The sequence below is a fragment of the Mesorhizobium sp. WSM4983 genome (assembly GCF_029625765.1).
GTDB lineage: Bacteria > Pseudomonadota > Alphaproteobacteria > Rhizobiales > Rhizobiaceae > Mesorhizobium.
The window spans coordinates 592,203-609,379 of sequence record NZ_JARTVM010000001.1 but is presented as its reverse complement, the minus strand read 5'-3'; the positions used below and the strand labels follow the sequence as shown (position 1 = coordinate 609,379).

19 protein-coding genes are annotated in these 17,177 nt (G+C 63.2%); 13 read left to right on the top strand and 6 right to left on the bottom strand.

Going from position 1 to position 17,177, the window contains the following annotated elements; genetic code table 11:
* Nucleotides 1-73 precede the first annotated feature (73 nt).
* From serS to P9254_RS03135, 3 genes are read left to right on the top strand one after another with little or no spacing between them, the layout of a single operon-like run.
* A complete protein-coding gene (gene serS, locus P9254_RS03145; protein WP_127216658.1) occupies nucleotides 74-1,378 on the top strand; it encodes a serine--tRNA ligase in 1,305 nt (434 codons plus the stop codon).
* Between the two features lie 4 nt (nucleotides 1,379-1,382).
* On the top strand, nucleotides 1,383-2,141 hold the full coding sequence (surE, locus tag P9254_RS03140) for a 5'/3'-nucleotidase SurE (RefSeq protein WP_278053774.1): 759 nt from the start codon (nucleotides 1,383-1,385) through the stop codon (nucleotides 2,139-2,141).
* Complete coding sequence (locus P9254_RS03135) at nucleotides 2,138-2,791, top strand: protein-L-isoaspartate(D-aspartate) O-methyltransferase (RefSeq protein WP_095780736.1); 654 nt, start codon at nucleotides 2,138-2,140, stop codon at nucleotides 2,789-2,791. Before surE ends, P9254_RS03135 begins: the two co-directional genes overlap by 4 nt.
* Nucleotides 2,792-2,852: 61 nt before the next feature.
* Here the strand turns inward: P9254_RS03135 and P9254_RS03130 are convergent, their stop codons facing one another.
* Nucleotides 2,853-3,194: an outer membrane protein gene (locus P9254_RS03130; RefSeq protein WP_278053777.1), complete on the bottom strand. Its 342-nt coding sequence runs from the start codon at nucleotides 3,192-3,194 to the stop codon at nucleotides 2,853-2,855.
* Between P9254_RS03130 and P9254_RS03125 the strand changes: the two genes are divergently transcribed.
* Nucleotides 3,160-3,366, top strand: a complete 207-nt coding sequence (locus P9254_RS03125; RefSeq protein ID WP_278054235.1) for a hypothetical protein — start codon at nucleotides 3,160-3,162, stop codon at nucleotides 3,364-3,366. The genes P9254_RS03130 and P9254_RS03125 overlap by 35 nt on opposite strands.
* Nucleotides 3,367-3,440: 74 nt before the next feature.
* Nucleotides 3,441-4,964, top strand: a complete 1,524-nt coding sequence (locus tag P9254_RS03120; protein ID WP_067329568.1) for a LysM peptidoglycan-binding domain-containing M23 family metallopeptidase — start codon at nucleotides 3,441-3,443, stop codon at nucleotides 4,962-4,964.
* A 103-nt stretch (nucleotides 4,965-5,067) separates the two neighbouring features.
* Here P9254_RS03120 and P9254_RS03115 read toward each other — a convergent pair whose 3' ends face one another.
* Nucleotides 5,068-5,940, bottom strand: coding sequence for an ATP-binding protein (locus P9254_RS03115; protein WP_095778420.1), 873 nt, complete (start codon nucleotides 5,938-5,940; stop codon nucleotides 5,068-5,070).
* A gap of 267 nt (nucleotides 5,941-6,207) precedes the next feature.
* Between P9254_RS03115 and yajC the strand changes: the two genes are divergently transcribed.
* The 6 genes from yajC to P9254_RS03085 all read left to right on the top strand — a co-directional run bounded on the left by yajC (nucleotide 6,208) and on the right by P9254_RS03085 (nucleotide 11,975).
* Nucleotides 6,208-6,546 carry a preprotein translocase subunit YajC gene (yajC, locus tag P9254_RS03110; RefSeq protein ID WP_067000009.1) on the top strand — a complete coding sequence of 113 codons (339 nt, stop codon included), beginning with the start codon at nucleotides 6,208-6,210 and terminating at the stop codon, nucleotides 6,544-6,546.
* A gap of 55 nt (nucleotides 6,547-6,601) precedes the next feature.
* Entirely contained in the window at nucleotides 6,602-9,157 is a 2,556-nt protein-coding gene (secDF, locus tag P9254_RS03105; protein WP_095801856.1) for a protein translocase subunit SecDF, read from the top strand.
* A 126-nt stretch (nucleotides 9,158-9,283) separates the two neighbouring features.
* The gene (locus P9254_RS03100) at nucleotides 9,284-9,673 is read left to right on the top strand and encodes an Mth938-like domain-containing protein (RefSeq protein ID WP_067329577.1); all 390 of its coding nucleotides are present in this window, start codon (nucleotides 9,284-9,286) and stop codon (nucleotides 9,671-9,673) included.
* Nucleotides 9,673-10,509, top strand: a complete 837-nt coding sequence (locus P9254_RS03095) for a phytoene/squalene synthase family protein (RefSeq protein ID WP_278053781.1) — start codon at nucleotides 9,673-9,675, stop codon at nucleotides 10,507-10,509. The genes P9254_RS03100 and P9254_RS03095 overlap by 1 nt, the downstream gene beginning before the upstream one ends.
* 90 nt (nucleotides 10,510-10,599) lie before the next feature.
* Complete coding sequence (locus tag P9254_RS03090; RefSeq protein WP_067329583.1) at nucleotides 10,600-11,025, top strand: hypothetical protein; 426 nt, start codon at nucleotides 10,600-10,602, stop codon at nucleotides 11,023-11,025.
* Nucleotides 11,025-11,975, top strand: coding sequence for a sterol desaturase family protein (locus tag P9254_RS03085; RefSeq protein WP_176477710.1), 951 nt, complete (start codon nucleotides 11,025-11,027; stop codon nucleotides 11,973-11,975). Before P9254_RS03090 ends, P9254_RS03085 begins: the two co-directional genes overlap by 1 nt.
* Here P9254_RS03085 and trmFO read toward each other — a convergent pair whose 3' ends face one another.
* From trmFO to P9254_RS03070, 3 genes are all read right to left on the bottom strand, one after another.
* Nucleotides 11,976-13,385, bottom strand: coding sequence for a methylenetetrahydrofolate--tRNA-(uracil(54)-C(5))-methyltransferase (FADH(2)-oxidizing) TrmFO (trmFO, locus tag P9254_RS03080; protein WP_278053783.1), 1,410 nt, complete (start codon nucleotides 13,383-13,385; stop codon nucleotides 11,976-11,978). It abuts the gene before it with no gap.
* Between the two features lie 346 nt (nucleotides 13,386-13,731).
* Nucleotides 13,732-13,872 carry a DUF1127 domain-containing protein gene (locus P9254_RS03075; protein ID WP_067000031.1) on the bottom strand — a complete coding sequence of 47 codons (141 nt, stop codon included), beginning with the start codon at nucleotides 13,870-13,872 and terminating at the stop codon, nucleotides 13,732-13,734.
* Nucleotides 13,873-13,923: 51 nt separating this feature from the next.
* On the bottom strand, nucleotides 13,924-14,064 hold the full coding sequence (locus P9254_RS03070; protein WP_006335194.1) for a DUF1127 domain-containing protein: 141 nt from the start codon (nucleotides 14,062-14,064) through the stop codon (nucleotides 13,924-13,926).
* 234 nt (nucleotides 14,065-14,298) lie between these two features.
* On the opposite strand from P9254_RS03070, the gene P9254_RS03065 reads away from it, so the two are divergent.
* On the top strand, nucleotides 14,299-15,414 hold the full coding sequence (locus P9254_RS03065; RefSeq protein WP_278053786.1) for a DUF2157 domain-containing protein: 1,116 nt from the start codon (nucleotides 14,299-14,301) through the stop codon (nucleotides 15,412-15,414).
* The gene (locus tag P9254_RS03060) at nucleotides 15,411-15,992 is read left to right on the top strand and encodes a GDYXXLXY domain-containing protein (RefSeq protein WP_278053788.1); all 582 of its coding nucleotides are present in this window, start codon (nucleotides 15,411-15,413) and stop codon (nucleotides 15,990-15,992) included. Before P9254_RS03065 ends, P9254_RS03060 begins: the two co-directional genes overlap by 4 nt.
* Nucleotides 15,993-16,044: 52 nt before the next feature.
* Here the strand turns inward: P9254_RS03060 and P9254_RS03055 are convergent, their stop codons facing one another.
* Entirely contained in the window at nucleotides 16,045-16,977 is a 933-nt protein-coding gene (locus P9254_RS03055) for a hypothetical protein (protein ID WP_278053790.1), read from the bottom strand.
* Between the last annotated feature and the right edge of the window lie 200 nt (nucleotides 16,978-17,177).

The window sequence follows — 17,177 nt, the reverse complement described above, 5'->3', positions numbered from 1 at the left end:
GCCGGCTGCTGCTGTCTTGCATCGATCAGGGATGCGGTTTACGCCCTCGAACCTTACTCGAGGACGGAAAGCCATGCTTGACATCAAATGGATTCGCGACAACCCGAAGGCCCTTATCGAAGCGCTGGTGAAGCGCTCGTGGTCGGCTGAAGACGCCCAGTCCGCCGTCGAGGATCTGATCGCCAGGGACGAGGAGCGCCGCACCCATCTCAGCGAATTGCAGGTCAAGCAGGAGCGCCGCAATGCCGCTTCGAAGGAAATCGGCAATGCCATGCGCTCGGGCGAGGCCGTACTTGCTGAAAAGCTCAAGGCCGAGGTCGGCGAGATCAAGGCGTTCATCCAGAACGGCGAGGCGCGCGAGCGCGAGCTCGACCAGGCGCTGAACGACGCGCTTGCGGTCCTGCCCAACGTGCCGCTCGACGACGTGCCGGTCGGCAAGGACGAGCACGACAATGTTGTCAAGCGCGTCGTCGGCGATGTGCCGACCCGCCCGAACTGGGTGAAGGAGCATTTCGAGATCGGCGAAGCGCTCGGCATGATGGATTTCGAGCGTGCGGCGAAGCTGTCCGGCTCGCGCTTCACGGTGCTGAAGAGCCAACTGGCGCGCATGGAGCGCGCGCTCGGCCAGTTCATGATAGACCTGCACACGACAGAGCACGGCTATGAGGAGATCCAGCCGCCGCTGATGGTGCGCGACGAGGTTCTCTTCGGCACCAACCAGCTGCCGAAATTCGAACTGGACCTGTTCTTCACCCCGCATGGGGACGGACGGCTGGGCCTGATCCCTACGGCGGAAGTGCCGCTCACCAACCTGGTGCGCGAGGAGATCACGCCGCATGAGAAGCTGCCGCTGCGCTACACGGCGCTGACGCCGTGCTTCCGCTCGGAAGCGGGCTCGGCCGGCCGCGACACACGCGGCATGCTGCGCCAGCACCAGTTCTACAAGGTCGAGCTGGTGTCGATCACCGACCAGGAAAGCTCGCTCGCCGAGCATGAGCGCATGACGCAATGCGCCGAGGAGGTGCTGAAGCGGCTCGGCCTGCCGTTCCGCACGGTGACGCTCTGCACCGGCGACATGGGCTTTGGCGCACGCAAGACCTACGACATCGAGGTCTGGCTGCCGGGCCAGAACGCCTATCGCGAAATCTCGTCGTGCTCGGTCTGCGGCGACTTCCAGGCGAGGCGCATGGATGCCCGCTACAAGGACAAGGACGGCAAGGGCAACCGATTCGTGCACACGTTGAACGGCTCCGGCACCGCGGTCGGCCGCGCTCTCATCGCCGTCATCGAAAACTACCAGAATGAGGACGGCAGCGTAACCATTCCTGAAGTGCTGCGGCCTTACATGGGTGGTCTCGCCAAGATCGAATCGAAATGAGTTCATGCGCATCCTGCTGACCAATGATGACGGCATCCACGCCGAAGGCCTTGCGTCGCTCGAGCGCATCGCCCGAACGCTCTCGGATGACGTCTGGGTGGTGGCGCCCGAGCAGGACCAGTCCGGCTACGCGCATTCGCTTTCGATTTCGGAACCGCTCAGGCTGAGGAAGGTCGGCGACAAGCATTTCGCCGTGCGCGGCACGCCGACCGACTGCGTCATCATGGGCACGAAAAAGATCCTCCCCGGGCCGCCTGACCTCATCCTTTCGGGGGTCAATTCCGGCGCCAACATCGCCGACGACGTTACTTATTCGGGCACGGTCGCCGGCGCCATGGAGGGGGCGTTGCTCGGAATCCGCTCGATCGCGGTCAGCCAGGCCTATTCCTATCTGGGCGAGGACCGCGTCGTCCCTTACGAGACGACCGAAGCGCTGGCACCGGCGCTGCTCGAAAGGCTGATCGCAACGCCGCTGCCGGAAGGCGTGCTGCTCAATGTCAATTTCCCGAACTGCGCACCCGACGAAATCGAGGGCACGGTCGTCACCGCGCAGGGCAAGCTCGTGCACAGCCTTTGGGTCGACGAGCGCCGCGACGGTCGCGGTCTGCCTTACTACTGGCTGCGCTTCGGCCGAGAGCCGGTCGAAGGCAAAAAGGGCACCGATCTTTACGCGCTGCGCAACCGGCTGGTGTCGGTGACGCCGCTGCAGCTCGACCTGACCGCCCATGAACTCCGCGACCAGCTGACCAAGGCGCTGTCATGACCATGGCTATCGACGACCGTGAAGGTTTCGCCGCTTTCCTGCTGCGGCTGCGCGGCAGGGGCACGGCGCCGAAGGCGCTGGTCGCCGCCTTCGAGGCGACTCCGCGGCGCGGCTTCCTATCCGCACAGTTCCATTCGATGGCCTGGTCGGAAGGCATGCTGCCGATCGAATGCGGCGAGGCGATCGAGGGCGCAGACCTGCAGGCGGCGGTGGTTGCGGCTTTGGCCATCGAGCCGGGCAACCGCGTGCTCGAGATCGGCACCGGGTCTGGCTATACGGCAGCCGTGATGTCCAGGCTCGCCGCGCGCGTCGTCAGCGTCGACCGCTACAAGACCTTGACCGAGCAGGCAAAGCAGCGTTTCGAGGCGCTCGGCATCAGCAACGTTATCGTACGCCAGGCCGACGGCTCCAACGGCCTGCCCAACGAAGGGCCGTTCGACCGCATCATCGCCTGGGCGGCCTTCGACAGCCTGCCGCGCTTCCTGCTCGATCAATTGTCGAGCGGTGGCGTCGTCATCGCGCCGATCGGCCCGGAGGAGGGCGAGCAGGTGCTGGCCAAGCTCACCAAGGTCGGCAGCCGTTTCGAACGCGAGGACATCGGTATGGTCAGGCTGCAGCCGGTCCTGCGCAGCGTTGCCGCGGTGATCTAGCGCGCCAGCCCTGCGATCGACGGCTAACCACGCCGAACGCGCCTGCAGACCATCACTCCAGTCAGCCGCCCCAGCGGTAGTTCAGGCGCAAACCAACGAGATCGACATCCTGATCGATGCGCTCGGTGCTGAAGAGGCCTCCCGGCGCGCCAACGACCGTGAAGGTGGTGATCTTGTCGGGCATGAACAGGTGATCGTATTCGATCGCGAGTGACCAATTCGGAGCAAAGCCATATTTAAGACCGGCACCCAAGGCACCGCCCCAGCGGGTCTGATCGTCTGTCTCGCCGGCGGGCGTGTCGGGGGAAAAGAGAACATCGAAACGGTCGTGAGTCACGGCCGCGCCTCCCTTGACGTAGAAGAGGGCGTTGTCGACGCTGTACCTGACTTGGGCGGTCAGCAAGCCAAACCAAGCGAAGGCGTGGTCGAGTGAGGTGGTGCCGCTGCTCGCCCGGTCTCATTTCGTGCGATTCGCCGGTTCCCGAGACGTCCGTCTCGTCTCGGCCGGCACGATCTGTCCGGACTTCGTCGCGCCTGTCGAAAAATGTTTTAAGAAAATTTTCGGCGGATTCTAATGGGTTAACCGGCCAGTAACATTAACGCGCTTTAATCATGACCAGTTTGTACCGGGTCTGTGCGGGTTAGTGCGATGCAATTCAATGGTTTGAAGGCAAACGGACGCAATCTGGCGCGCGGCTGCGCCGTCCTCATGATCGCCGGTGCCGCGGCAGGCTGCAGCTCCCAGGCGATGCGCTTCAATGGTGTCGACGACGTCTTCACATCGTCCACCAACAATCAGCGCGCCATCATCAACAAGCAGAATGTCGACCAGCCCTATCCGGGCGATACGGTCGCGCCGGCCCCAGTCGACGGCAGTCACACCCAGTCGGTGAGCCGCTCCAGTCTCGAACCGGTGACGTCCCAGCAATTGCCGCCGCCCTCGGCGCCGGCCGCCGCCAAGCCGATACGCACCGCCTCGGCCCCGGCACTTGCGCCGGCTCCTGCCGCGCCGCATCTCGACAGGACGGCCACCAACACAGTCGCGCCGGCCAAGCCGTTCAAGACCGCCGAGCCCGACGCGGTGCGCAACGCAAGCGCGGCGCCACACGCGACCGAGATCGTGGTGAGGGAAGGCGAGACGATTTCCGGTCTCGCTCGGCAATATCATGTGCCGGCCGATGCGATCATCAAGGTCAACGGGCTCGATGCCAACAAGGGCATCAGAACCGGCCAGAAGATCGTCATTCCGGCCTATGCCTATTCGAGCAAGGGCGGGCCGAAGGTTGCCGACAGCACCAAGCCCGCCAACACACCGAAGCAGCCCGCCGGCGCGCCGGAGAAGGTTGCCGTGCTGCCGCAGCAGCCAAAACTCAAGGACGGCAAATCCGCCGCGCAGGTCGATGCATCGGCGGCGGCCAGCGGTTCGAAGAGCGCCACGCCCGCCCAGATGGCCGAGGCAAAGCCGGCCGGCGCCGGCGGTACCTACACCGTTCAGCAGGGCGATTCCCTGTCTTCGATCGCCCGCAAGACCGGCGTCGGCGTCACGGCGCTCAAGCAGGCCAACGGCATGAAGGACGGCCTCTTGAAGATCGGCCAGACGCTCAAGGTTCCGGCCGGCGGCACCGTTGCCGTCGCTGCCGCGAAGCCTGTCGCGACCAAGCCGACCGTCGATCCGGTGACGACGGCAACCACGCAGCCGCCGGCAAAGACCACACCGTCGGAGACGCTCGCCTCCTACACGCCGCCGAAGAAGGACGCCAAGGTCATCCAGCAGGCCGAGGACGACGATGCAGTGGCGCCGGATGCGACCGGCATCGGCAAGATGCGCTGGCCGGTGCGCGGCCGCGTCATCTCCGGCTTCGGCTCCGGCAAGGACGGCGTCGACATCGCGGTGCCGGAAGGGACGCCGATCAAGGCGGCCGAAAACGGTGTCGTCATCTATGCCGGCGACGGCCTCAAGGAGTTCGGCAACACGGTGCTGGTGCGCCACGAGAACGGCCTGGTCACCGTCTACGGCCACGCCAGCTCGATCGAGGTGCAGCGCGGCCAGAAGGTCAAGCGCGGCCAGGAGATCGCGCTGTCCGGCATGAGCGGCACCACGGACTCGCCGAAGCTGCACTTCGAGGTGCGCAAGAACTCTGCCCCGGTCGATCCGAGCGGCTATCTCGAATAGAACAAGAACAAATTGCGGGCCGCCTGACCTCCAGTCCGGCCCGCCGGCTTCAGCCCGCTCCGCCAGGAGCGGGCTTTTTCAGTGCAGCCGGTGATATGGGCTATCAGTCCTTGAGCGGCTTGCCGAGCCGTCCGGCAAGATCCTGGGTGAACTGCCAGGCGACGCGGCCGGAGCGGCTGCCGCGCGTCGTTGCCCATTCCAAGGCTTCCGCGCGCAACGTCTCGGGATCAATCGCGAGGGCATGGTAACGGACATAGCCGTCGATCATGTCGAGATATTCGTCCTGCGAGCATTTGTGGAAGCCGAGCCACAGGCCGAAGCGGTCGGAGAGCGAGACTTTTTCCTCCACCGCTTCCGACGGGTTGATCGCGGTCGAGCGCTCATTGTCGATCATATCGCGCGGCAGCAGGTGCCGCCGGTTCGACGTGGCGTAGAAGATGACATTGGCCGGGCGGCCCTCGACGCCGCCTTCGAGCGCTGCCTTGAGCGACTTGTAGGAAGTGTCGTCATGGTCGAAGGAAAGGTCGTCGCAAAACAGGATGAAGCGGTAGGGCGCCGCCTTCAACAAGCTCATCAGCTTGGGCAGGGTGTCGATGTCCTCGCGATGGATCTCGATCAGCTTCAGCGGCCGGTCGAGCTTGTCCGAGGCGTTGACCTTGGCGTGCACGGCCTTGACCAGCGACGACTTGCCCATGCCGCGCGCGCCCCAGAGCAACACATTGTTGGCGGCGAAGCCGGACGCAAAGCGCTCGGTGTTGTCGAGCAGGATGTCGCGGACCCGGTCGACTCCGCGGATCAGGCCGATGTCGACGCGATTGACCTTATGGACCGGCTCCAGGTAGCCGGGATCGGCCTGCCAGACGAAGCAATCGGCCACGCCGAGGTCGGTCTCGGGAACCGGTGGCGGCCCGAGACGGGAGACCGCGTCGATCAGGCGGTCGAGCTTTTTGTTCAGGGCATCCAGGCTATCGGTCATTTCCGGTCTTTTTAACTTGGCAATCACGGAACGTGAAACGGATCCGCGGCTGCGCACCAAGAACCAACTGCAAGCTTCTGTTGTAGCACGATCTTTTCGGCCGGCTCCAACCGGCTTCCGGCTGCGACGCTCTAGCACGCGCCAAACGGCTGGAAAAGCAACGGATTCGGCGGGTCGCGCAGTTGCATTGGCAACTTTACCGACTATATTCCGGCCAAAATTTCGCGGGGCCGTCCCGGCGGTATTTCACCATCCAGGAGTTTCTTGATGTTCGTCACACCGGCATACGCCCAAGGCGTCGGCACCTCGCCCGATATGTTCATCAGCATTTTGCCGTTTGTCCTGATTTTCGTGATCATGTATTTTCTGATCATCAGGCCGCAGCGCACGCAGTTGAAGAAGCGCCAGGAAATGCTGGCCGCAGTGCGCCGCGGCGATACGGTGGTGACCGGCGGCGGTTTCGTCGGCAAGGTGACCAAGGTGATCGACGACAATGAACTGGAGATCGACCTTGGCGGCGGGACCAAGGTGACGGCGCTGCGCTCGACGATCTCCGACGTGCGCGTCAAGGGCGAGCCGGTGGCGAACCAGAACGCCAAGAAGTAATCACCACCTCGATGGCGGAACGCTGCCGCTTGTACGCCTGAACGGATAAGAACTAATGCTTTATTTCTCGCGCCTGAAGATGATCCTGATCTGGCTGGCCGTGGCCGTGACAGTGGTCCTCGCCGCGCCCAACCTGTTTCCGGCAAGCATGCTGGCGCAACTGCCGAGCTGGGTGCCGAAGCGGCAGATGACGCTCGGCCTCGACCTTCAGGGCGGCTCGCACATCCTGCTTGAAATGAATCAGAACGATCTGATCAAGGATAGGATGGAGACGACGCGCGACGAGATCAGGACGCTGCTGCGCGAGGCCAATCCCAAGATCAACTACACCGGCCTTTCCGGTTCCGGCCGCACCGTGCAGGTTCGCATCACGGACCAGGCTCAACTCGACCAGGCCAAGAAGGTCCTGAAACCGCTGACCGATCCGGTGGCGGCGGGACTGTTCAGCGGCGGCTCCATCCAGGAAATGTCGCTGGATGACTCCGAGCCCGGCCTGCTCAAATTCACGGTCACCGACGCCGGCCTGAAATACCGCACCTCGACGGCTCTGTCGCAGTCGATCGAAGTGGTCGAGCGGCGCGTCAACGAGCTCGGCACGACCGAGCCGATCGTGCAGCGGCAGGGCGACGACCGCATCCTTGTCCAGGTGCCGGGCCTGCAGGATCCGCAGCGGCTGAAGGAGATCCTCGGGCAGACCGCCAAGCTGACCTTCCAGATGGTCGACCAGTCGATGCCTGTGCAGGATGCGCTGAAGGGCCGTCCGCCCGCAGGCTCTTCCGTCCTTTACTCGCAAGACGATCCGCCGGTCCCGTATCTCATCGAAAACCGCGTCATCGTTTCCGGCGAAAATCTGGTCGACGCGCAGGCGACCTACAATTCGCAGACCAACGAGCCGGTGGTTTCGTTCCGTTTCGATTCCAAGGGCGCGACACGGTTCGGCCAGGCGACGGCGCAGAATGTCGGCAAGCTGTTCGCCATCGTCCTCGACAACCAGGTGATTTCGGCGCCGCAGATCCGTGAGCCGATCCTGGGCGGTACCGGGCAGATTTCCGGGAATTTCACCCCGCAGAGCGCCAATGACCTTGCCGTGCTGCTGCGCGCCGGCGCGTTGCCGGCAACGCTGACGGTCATCGAAGAGCGAACGGTCGGTCCAGGCCTCGGCCAGGATTCCATCCATGCCGGCAAGGTGGCGGGCGTGATCGGTTCGATCCTCGTCGTCGCCTTCATGTTCGTCGCATACGGCTTCCTCGGCTTCCTCGCCAACATCGCGCTGGCCGTCCACGTGGCGATGATCGTTGCGCTGCTGTCGCTGCTGGGCGCCACGCTCACTTTGCCCGGCATCGCCGGCATCGTGCTCACCATCGGCATGGCGGTGGACTCCAACGTTCTGATCTATGAACGCATTCGAGAGGAGCGGCGACTTGGCCGCTCGGTGATCCAGTCGATCGACACCGGCTTCGCCAAGGCGCTGGCAACGATCGTCGACTCCAATGTCACGTCGCTGATTGCCACCGTGGTGCTGTTCTGGCTGGGCACAGGACCGGTCAAGGGTTTCGCCATCACCTATGCGATCGGCATTCTGACCACCGTTTTCACCGCCTTCACCTTCACCCGCATGCTGGTGTCGATCTGGCTGCGCCGCGCCCGTCCGAAGGAATTGCCGCGCGCGCCGGTCACCTTCATTCCGCCCGGCACCAGGATCCCGTTCATGGGTATCCGCCGCTGGACGTTCGCTTTGTCCAGCATCTTGTCGATCCTGTCAGTTGTCGGGTTCCTCACCATCGACATCAATTACGGCATCGACTTCAAGGGCGGCTCGATGATCGAGGTGCAGTCCAAGCAGGGCGACGCCGATCTCGGTGACATCCGCAACAGGCTCTCCGAGCTCAACATCGGCGAGATCCAGGTGCAGCAGTTCGGCGCGCCGAACGACGTTCTGATCCGCGTCGGCACGCAGGACGCCGGCGAGAATGCCGAGCAGACCGTCATCGACAAGGTGCGCGGCGAACTGCAGGACCAGTATGACTTCCGCCGCGTGGAGGTGGTCGGACCGACGGTCTCCGGCGAGCTCGCCAAGCAAGGCACGATCGCCATGCTCATCGCGCTGGTCGGCATCCTGCTCTATGTGTGGTTCCGCTTCGAGTGGCAGTTCGCCGTCGGCGCCATCATCGCCACGGTGCACGATGTGGTGATGACCATCGGCTTCTTCGTCATAACCGGACTGGAATTCAACCAGTCGTCGCTCGCGGCGATCCTGACCATCATCGGCTACTCACTCAACGACACCATCGTCGTCTATGACCGCGTCCGCGAAGACTTAAGAAAATACAAGAAGATGCCGTTGCCGCAACTGTTGAACAACGCCATCAACGAGACGCTGTCCAGAACCACGCTGACCTCGGTGACCACCATCCTTGCGCTGTTGGCACTGGTGCTGTTCGGCGGCGAGGTGATCCGCTCCTTCACGCTGGCGATGCTGTTCGGCGTGGTGTTCGGCACCTATTCGTCGATCTTCATCGCCGCGCCGCTGCTGATCCTCTTCAAGCTCAGGCCGCAGGCCGCAGCCGCCGAAGAGACCAAGCCGGCGAACGGCAAGGCCGTGGCGACCTGAAGCCGTCAGAGCCGGATGATCTCAGGTCGAGTCGAACTGAGATCTGAATCCGCTCTAAATCAAAGAGATAGAGCATAATGTCGTCCGAAAACCGCTCCACCCTTTTCGGCATCATGCTCTAGCCCCATGGCCAAAGGCATCGTCATCCGAGAGGCGCATTTCCCGGGCAGGGCGCCGGTCGAGGCCTATGGCAATGGCGGGTTCCGCTTTGCCGACATGTCGCATCGAGGCTCGCTGCTGTGCCTGCCGTCCGGTATCCATGGCTGGGAGCCGGCCGATCCGCTGGCGCTAAAAGCTTCGGACTTCGACAAGCTGTTCGCCCAGGCCGACAAGGTAGAAATCCTGCTGGTCGGCACCGGCAAGGATCTGCGGCCGCTGCCGGCTGCACTCCGCTCCGCGCTGAAAGAGGCCGGCATTTCGGCCGACCCGATGTCGACGGGCGCGGCCGTGCGCACCTACAACGTGCTGCTGGCCGAGGACCGTGCCGTGGCCGCAGCGCTCATTGCCGTCGATTGATGGCCGACATGTCCAACATCGTCATGGATGCGGTGCGTGCCGCAGACCATGATCGCTATCTGTCCGCGCTTTACGCGCCCGCCGAGAGGCGTGACGCGTTGCTTGCGCTCTATGCCTTCAATGCCGAGGTCGCCAGCGTTCGCGACCGCATCCAGGAGCCGCTGCCGGGCGAGGTCCGGCTGCAATGGTGGCGCGATGTCATCTTAGCCGAGGGCGAGGCGGAGACAGGTCATCCGACCGCCGACGCGCTGAGGGCGGCGATTGCCGCCAACCATCTGCCGAAGGCCGCTTTCGAGAACATGCTCGAAGCGCGTATCTTCGATCTCTACAACGATCCGATGCCGTCGCGGACCGACCTTGAGGGTTATTGCGGCGAGACGGCCGCGGCGATCATCCAGCTTGCGGCCATGGTGCTCGATCCGAATGCCGCGCCACGCTTTGCCGAACTGGCGGGCAGGGCGGGCTGCGCGCAGGCCATCACCGGCTTGCTGCTTTTGTTGCCGCTGCACCGTCGCCGTGGACAGTGCTTTATCCCCTCCGATATCCTGGCAGCCGCCGGCACCTCGCCGGAAGAGTTCGTCAAGGGCGACGGCGATGCTGCCGCGGAGCGCGCGGTCGGGGCGATGATCGCGCTGGCGCGAGAGCATCTCGGCGCTTTCGAGAAGGGCGCGTCGGCTCTCCCCGCGTCGCTGCGCCCCGCCTTCCTGCCGCTGGCGCTCACACATGCCTATCTCGACAGGATGGAAAAGCCGGGTCGGTCTCCACTCGGGGGCACTTCGACCCTCTCAACCCTGCGCCGGCACTGGCTGCTCTTGCGTCATGCCATGCATGGCTGACGCCCCTTTGACGTAAACGTCAACCATGCTAGGGGTTCTGCGCGTGGACTCGCATCAGAGAAATGCGAGCCAGCGGAGGACCGCCTTTCCATGAGCCTGCCAGTTTTGGTCGTCCTTGTCGTGTTCGGCATCGCGCTGTCGGTGGCGGCCGTGCATTTCACCGGCGGTACGGCGACCGCGACGCTTGCCGGGGCTGAACACGCGCTCGCACGTTTTGCCGAAGACTTTCCAGACGAAAAGCCTGGGGCGGTCAGGCTGACATCGGACAGGCAAGCCGCCATCCTGGAACTCGACCCGCAGCGCTGCGGCATCGTCCAGAGCATCGGCGACTGTTTCCTAACCCGCATCGTCACGCCGCGGGATGTGCTCGCCCTGGTGCGGGAAGGTAATGTCTTGTCGCTGAAAATGGATGATTTCACCTGGAAAGGCGGGCGGTTTGCCCTCGCCGACGAGGCAGACGCGCTGACCGTGGCGGCGGTGCTGCTGAGGCACGATCAGATCCGAGAGGCGGCGTGATGGACGATTACAATTTCCCGCAGGTCACCCAGCTTGCCATCCCGTTCTTCGTCACGGCGATCCTGATCGAGCTCTGGCTGGTACGCACCGGCCGCGCCAAGGGATCGTTCGAGACGCGCGACACGCTGGCCAGCCTGATGATGGGGACGGGCAATGTCGTCGCCGGCCTGCTGCTCGGTGTCGTATCCTACTGGGCGCTGCTGTGGCTCTGGCAGTTCCGTTTCTTCAATCTCGGCCTGTCGATCTGGGTGTTTGTCGCCGCCTTCCTGCTCGATGATTTGCGTTACTATGTCTACCACCGCATCGCGCATCGGGTGCGCTGGGTTTGGGCCGAGCACGTCAACCATCATTCCAGCCAGCATTACAATCTCTCGACGGCGCTCCGGCAAAGCTGGACCGGTCTCTTCACCTTCATGTTCGTGCTGCAGGCGCCGCTGGTGCTGCTCGGCTTCCATCCGGCCGTCATTGCGTTCGTCTTCGGCTTCAACCTCGTCTGGCAGTTCTGGATCCACACCGAAACGATCGGCAAGATGTGGGGCTGGTTCGAATTCGTCTTCAACACGCCCTCGCACCACCGCGTCCACCACGCCACCAATCCGCGCTATCTGGACGCCAACTATGCCGGCACGCTGATCATCTGGGACCGCATGTTCGGCACTTTCGTTGCGGAACTGGACGAGGACCGGCCGCGCTACGGCATTGTCAAGAACATCGGCACCTTCAACCCGCTGAAGGTCGCCTTCCATGAATGGATCGGCATGTTCAAGGATGCGATGATGCCGGGACTGACGCTCGGCCAGCGTCTCAGCTATCTGATCCGGCCGCCAGGCTGGAGCCATGACGGCTCGCGCGATACGTCGGAGACGTTGAAGGCGGCCTATGTGCGGAGGAATCCGTCCGAAGCAGGAAAGCCGGGATTGCCGGCGGCGAGTGCCGAGCCGGCGGAGTAGCTATTCCGCTGCCTGCGCCTGCGAAGGCAGGCCCAGCCACACGCGACAATCGGCCAATGCGCGCGCCGTGATCGCGCGGCGCTTGGCAACGGTCTTGTCCTTGCCGCGCAGGCGCTTGCCTTCGGACTTTGGAGCCTCGATCGGCGGGAACAGGCCGAAATTGACGTTCATCGGCTGGAAGGAGCGCTTGCCCGGCTCGTCGTCGGAGACGATGTGGCCGCCGGTAATATGGTTGAGCAGCGCGCCGAAGGCCGTGGTCGACGGCGGCAGTGAGGCCGCCCGGCCGAGCCGTTCGGCCGCGGCGAAGCGGCCGGCGAGCAGGCCGATCGCGGCGCTTTCGACATAGCCTTCGCACCCGGTGATCTGGCCGGCAAAACGCAGGCCGGGGCGCGCCTTCAGCTGCAGCGACGGATCGAGCAGCGTCGGCGAGTTGATATAAGTGTTGCGGTGCAGGCCGCCGAGGCGGGCGAATTCGGCATTCTCCAGTCCGGGAATGGTGCGGAAGATGCGGACCTGCTCGGCATGCTTCAGCTTGGTCTGGAAACCGACCATGTTGTAGAGCGTGCCCAGCGCATTGTCCTGGCGAAGCTGCACCACTGCATAGGCTTTGACCGACGGATTGTGGACGTTGGTCAGCCCCATCGGCTTCATCGGCCCGTAGCGCAGCGTCTCGACGCCGCGCTCGGCCATCACCTCGATCGGAAGGCAGCCGTCGAAATAGGGCGTGCCTTCCCACTGCTTGAACTCGGTCTTTTGGCCCTCCAGCAACGCCGCCACGAAGTCGAGATATTGCTCCTTGTCCATCGGGCAGTTGATGTAGTCCTTACCGGTGCCGCCGGGGCCAACTTTGTCGTAGCGCGACTGGTACCAGCAGGTGTTCATGTCGATGGTGTCGAAATGCACGATCGGCGCGATGGCGTCGAAAAAGGCGAGCGCATCGGCGCCGGTTGCTTCGGCAATCGACTGCGCAAGCGAAGGCGCGGTCAGCGGACCGGTGGCGATGATCGCCTGGTCCCAATCCGCCGGCGGAAGTCCAGGCACTTCCTCGCGCTGGATGGTAATCAGCGGATGCGCTTCGATTTTTGCGGTTACTGCGTCGGAAAAACCGTCGCGGTCGACGGCTAAAGCGCCGCCGGCCGGGACTTGGTGCGCGTCGCCGGCGCTCATGATCAGCGAGCCGGCGAGCCGCATTTCGGCATGGAGCAAGCCAACTGCATTGGTCTCGGCGTCGTCCGAGCGGAACGAGTTGGAGCAGACGAGCTCGGCGAGCCCGTCGGTCTTGTGCGCGTCGGTGCCGCGCACCGGGCGCATCTCGTGCAGCACGACCGGCACGCCGGCTTCTGCGATCTGCCATGCGGCTTCGGAGCCGGCGAGGCCGCCGCCGATGACGTGAACGGGATCTTTGCTCATGAGCGCCGAGATAGTCGCTTGGCGCGGCGAATGCAATTAGGCTTCGACGGGCCGACTACCTCCAAAACAACAACACCCGCCGGGGGAGGAGGTCCGGCGGGTGTCGTTTTGGGGGTCGATCCTCGGGAGGAGGTGAAGATCGACCATATTCGTCATTGCCGGGGAGGAGGTCGGCCCTGACGAAATTCCTTCCGCCAATTGAAGGGGCGGATCCTTTCGGAGAACAACGCCCGCCGGGGGAGGAGGTCCGGCGGGCGCCGTTTCGGTGGTCAACCTTCGGGAGGAGGTAAAGGCTGACCGTATCCGTCAGGGTCGGGGAGGAGGTCGACCCTGGCGAGATTCCTTGTCAAACCGCCTTGCGGGCGATCATCTTGATCTCGTCGCGAACGATGCCGAGATCATTGAGCTGGCGGTTCGAAAGCCGACCCAGCTCAGAAACCGTCTCGCGATAAACGCGCCAGTTACGGTAGCTGCGGATCAGGTTCATTGTCTTGCTCTTCTCAAAAACTGGTTCGGACCATTCGCGGTCCGAAGCGGATTAGACCGCCTTGCGAGCGACGTAGTGGATGTCGCTGCGGCTGATGCCGAGGTCGGTCAGTTCACGGTTCGACAGGCGGCTCAGCTCGGAAACGGTGTCCCGGTAGCGGCGCCAGTTGCGGTAGTTGCGGATCAGGTTCATGGTAGTGCTCGTTTCGTCTTTGGTTCGGATCATTCCGTTTGTGTACGAACGGAAAATAGGCAGGGTCATATCGGTTTAAAAGTGCCATTGGTGCATGGCAGCAATGCAAATTGTGCAATGCAACATTAACGGCGATTCACGCTTGCGACATAAGGAAGACCGAATCGGAAAATGCCGTTGCGTCAACGATTTGCGGCGCACGATTGTAAAAATGGCCAAGCTCGGGGGGAACGGATGGCGGGCTATGCGACTAAGGTGAGGGCCGATATCGCCCGCTGGCGGGCGGCGGGCCTGATCGACGCGCCGACGGCGGACGCATTGACGCGTGACGTTGCCGCCAACGATCGCGCCTCGCTGAGCTTCGGCTCGATCCTGGCAATGATGGCGGCGTTGCTGTTCGGTGCCGCGATCCTGATCTTCGTCGCCGCCAACTGGGAAGCCATTCCGCGCCTGGCGCGCGTGACGGCGTTGTTTGCTGTCATCCTCGGCGGTTATGTCGCTGGCGCCGTTCTGAAGACACGCGACCATGCGGCGATCGGCGAGGCGCTATGGATCGTCGCCGCCGCGGCCTTTGGCGGGTCAATCGCGCTGATCGGTCAGATGTATCATCTGTCGGGCGACGAGGCTTCGGCATTGCTGACGTGGTGCGCCGGCACGGCGCTGGCGGCGGTCGCATTGCGCTCGAACCCGCTCACTGTCGCCTCCGTCGGCATCGCCGATGTCTGGCTGTTCCTTAAATGGGGAGGATTTTTCCGCCGGGCCGAGTTCCCGCATCTCTTCGCCGCTATCGTGCTGGTGCTGTTCGCGATTTCATTCTGGACACGCAGCCAGGTGGCGCGGCACGTCATCATCCTTTCGATCGTATTCTATCTCCTGCTGCTGGCGATCGACCACAACACGCTCCAGGTCGCCATTCCGCTCGTGCTCGTCTCGGCACTGCTGTTCGCGGCAGCGATCTTTGTCGCCGAACCCGTCGACAGCGTCGTGCAGCTCGGCGGCAGGCTGCCCTTGCATGCGCTCATCGGCTTTCTCGCCGGCCTCGCAATGGTCCAGTTCGAACTGGCCGATGAGGCGAGCTACAACAGCGGCTTTGCCATTGCCTCGGCAGCCGCGCTTGCCGGCATCGTCGCGGCGATCATGCTCGGCGGCCGTGAAAGCAGAGGCTTGCGCTGGGTGGCGTATGCCGGCTTTGCCTTCGAGCTCGCCATTATCTATGTGGTGATGTTGCAGTCGATGCTCGACACGGCGGGCTTCTTCCTGTCCGCGGCCGTGCTGCTGGGAATACTGGCGCTGGTCATCATCCGCGTTGAAAAACGAATGAAGACGCCCGCCGGAGGAGCAGCGGCATGAGCGGCAAAAGACTGATCATCGCGGCGCTGGTGACGGCTCTTGTCCAAATCGGCTTGCTGGGCTGGATCATCGCCGGACGCGCGGCGATCCTGCGCAACGGCAAGGAGGTCCTGCTCAAGGTTGAGCCCGTTGACCCGCGCGATCTTCTGCGCGGCGATTATATCTCGCTTGGCTATGACATCTCGCGCATCCCGGTGAAGCTTATCGCCAACATTCCGCCGGGCAAGTTCACCAGCAACGACTCCGAGATCGTGGTCAGGTTGCAGAAGGCTGTGGACGGCTACTGGCAGCCGAGCGCGGCATGGTTCGATCAGGCGCCGGCGCCTGCCGCTTCCGATGAGGCCGACATTGTCGGGCATGTAGCGGATGGCTGGGATCTGCGCTCACCCGAGATGACGATCACGCCGGAATACGGGATCGAGCGTTTCTACCTGCCGGAGGGCAAGGGGATGGCGATCCAGAACGACATGCGCGTGCGGCCGTTCGGCGTCAAGCTGGCGCTCTCCGCCAATGGCAAGGCGCAGATCAAGGCGCTCATGGACGGCGACAAGACGCTGTTCGAGGAGCCGCTTTATTAGTGTGTTCGGGCCTGGGCGTCAGCGCGACGGTCCGCGTTAACGACGGTCCTGGTTATGGCCGGACATCGCCCGTCTCGGCGATGATTTTGGGATAGGGACCGATCGATATCGTATAGCTGAAGTCCGCTACGCCTTTCTCCTGCTTGTGTGTCGAGGGGCTGCGCACAATCCAGTCGTAGATGCCTGAGACCTTGCAGCGATCGTTGGCGCAGCTGACCGCAAGGCTGTCATTGCGGAGGCTGTATCCGCGTTCAGGCCATCGCTGGTAATAGCTCCTCTTGTCCTCAATGATCGAACTTAGGTTCGTCAACTTGCCATGATAGTCGACCGTGGGAGCGTAGGCCGCCTGAGCCTGAGCAAGAGCGAAATCGTTGTTATCGCCATGATGCTCGATGAGGTCCCTGACGAAGGTGACCGCAACGCCTTCCGGCTGTTGCCTGGCGTCGGGCGCAGGAGCGGACACGGACGCAGGATCCGGCGTCGTTGATACCTGCAATGCATCCGCTGGCGACTGGTTCGCTGCGGCATTGGTCACACGCAACTCTGCCATTTCGCTGGCCGACAGGTACCGTATGTCATGCTTGTCATAGCTCGAAGCCAATTCCATCAGCTTGGGATCCGCTCCCATCTCGACCACATAGGATATGATTGCGGCCGTGCCGAACTGGAAACGGGCCTCCGCGTCTTCATTTGACATCCCGTCGGCCGGTTTGAGGGACGGCCGATGAACGCCGATGGAACCTGGTTCGGCAACGCGGTGGACGCCGCCCAGGAAGGCCAGTGAGCAGGCTGAAGCGCACTGCAATTGGCGAAGCTGAAAAGTATCCAACCCCGCCGCGCGGATCAGTCGCCCCAAGCGAATCGCACTGCCGACGTTGCCGCCGCGGGAGTTGAATACGATCATCCTGGCACTGCTGCTCGCAACCGCGTTGCTGAAGGCGTTCAGGGGTTCATTGGCGCCAAACTCACCGGATACAAGAAGCATTGGCTGCTGGCCCGGAGAGGAAACCGAAGTGTACTCCAAGGCCTCAACGTGACATGTCGCTGCCGCGACAGCCGACCCAACCGCCAGAACCAGAGAAACTAGGCGCACAACCTGACAGAGCCCCAACCTGCCTGTTGCTGCGACTAAGAACCTGTTGACGCGCTATTTCAAGGGAATTGCACACGAAAAAGCGGATTGTC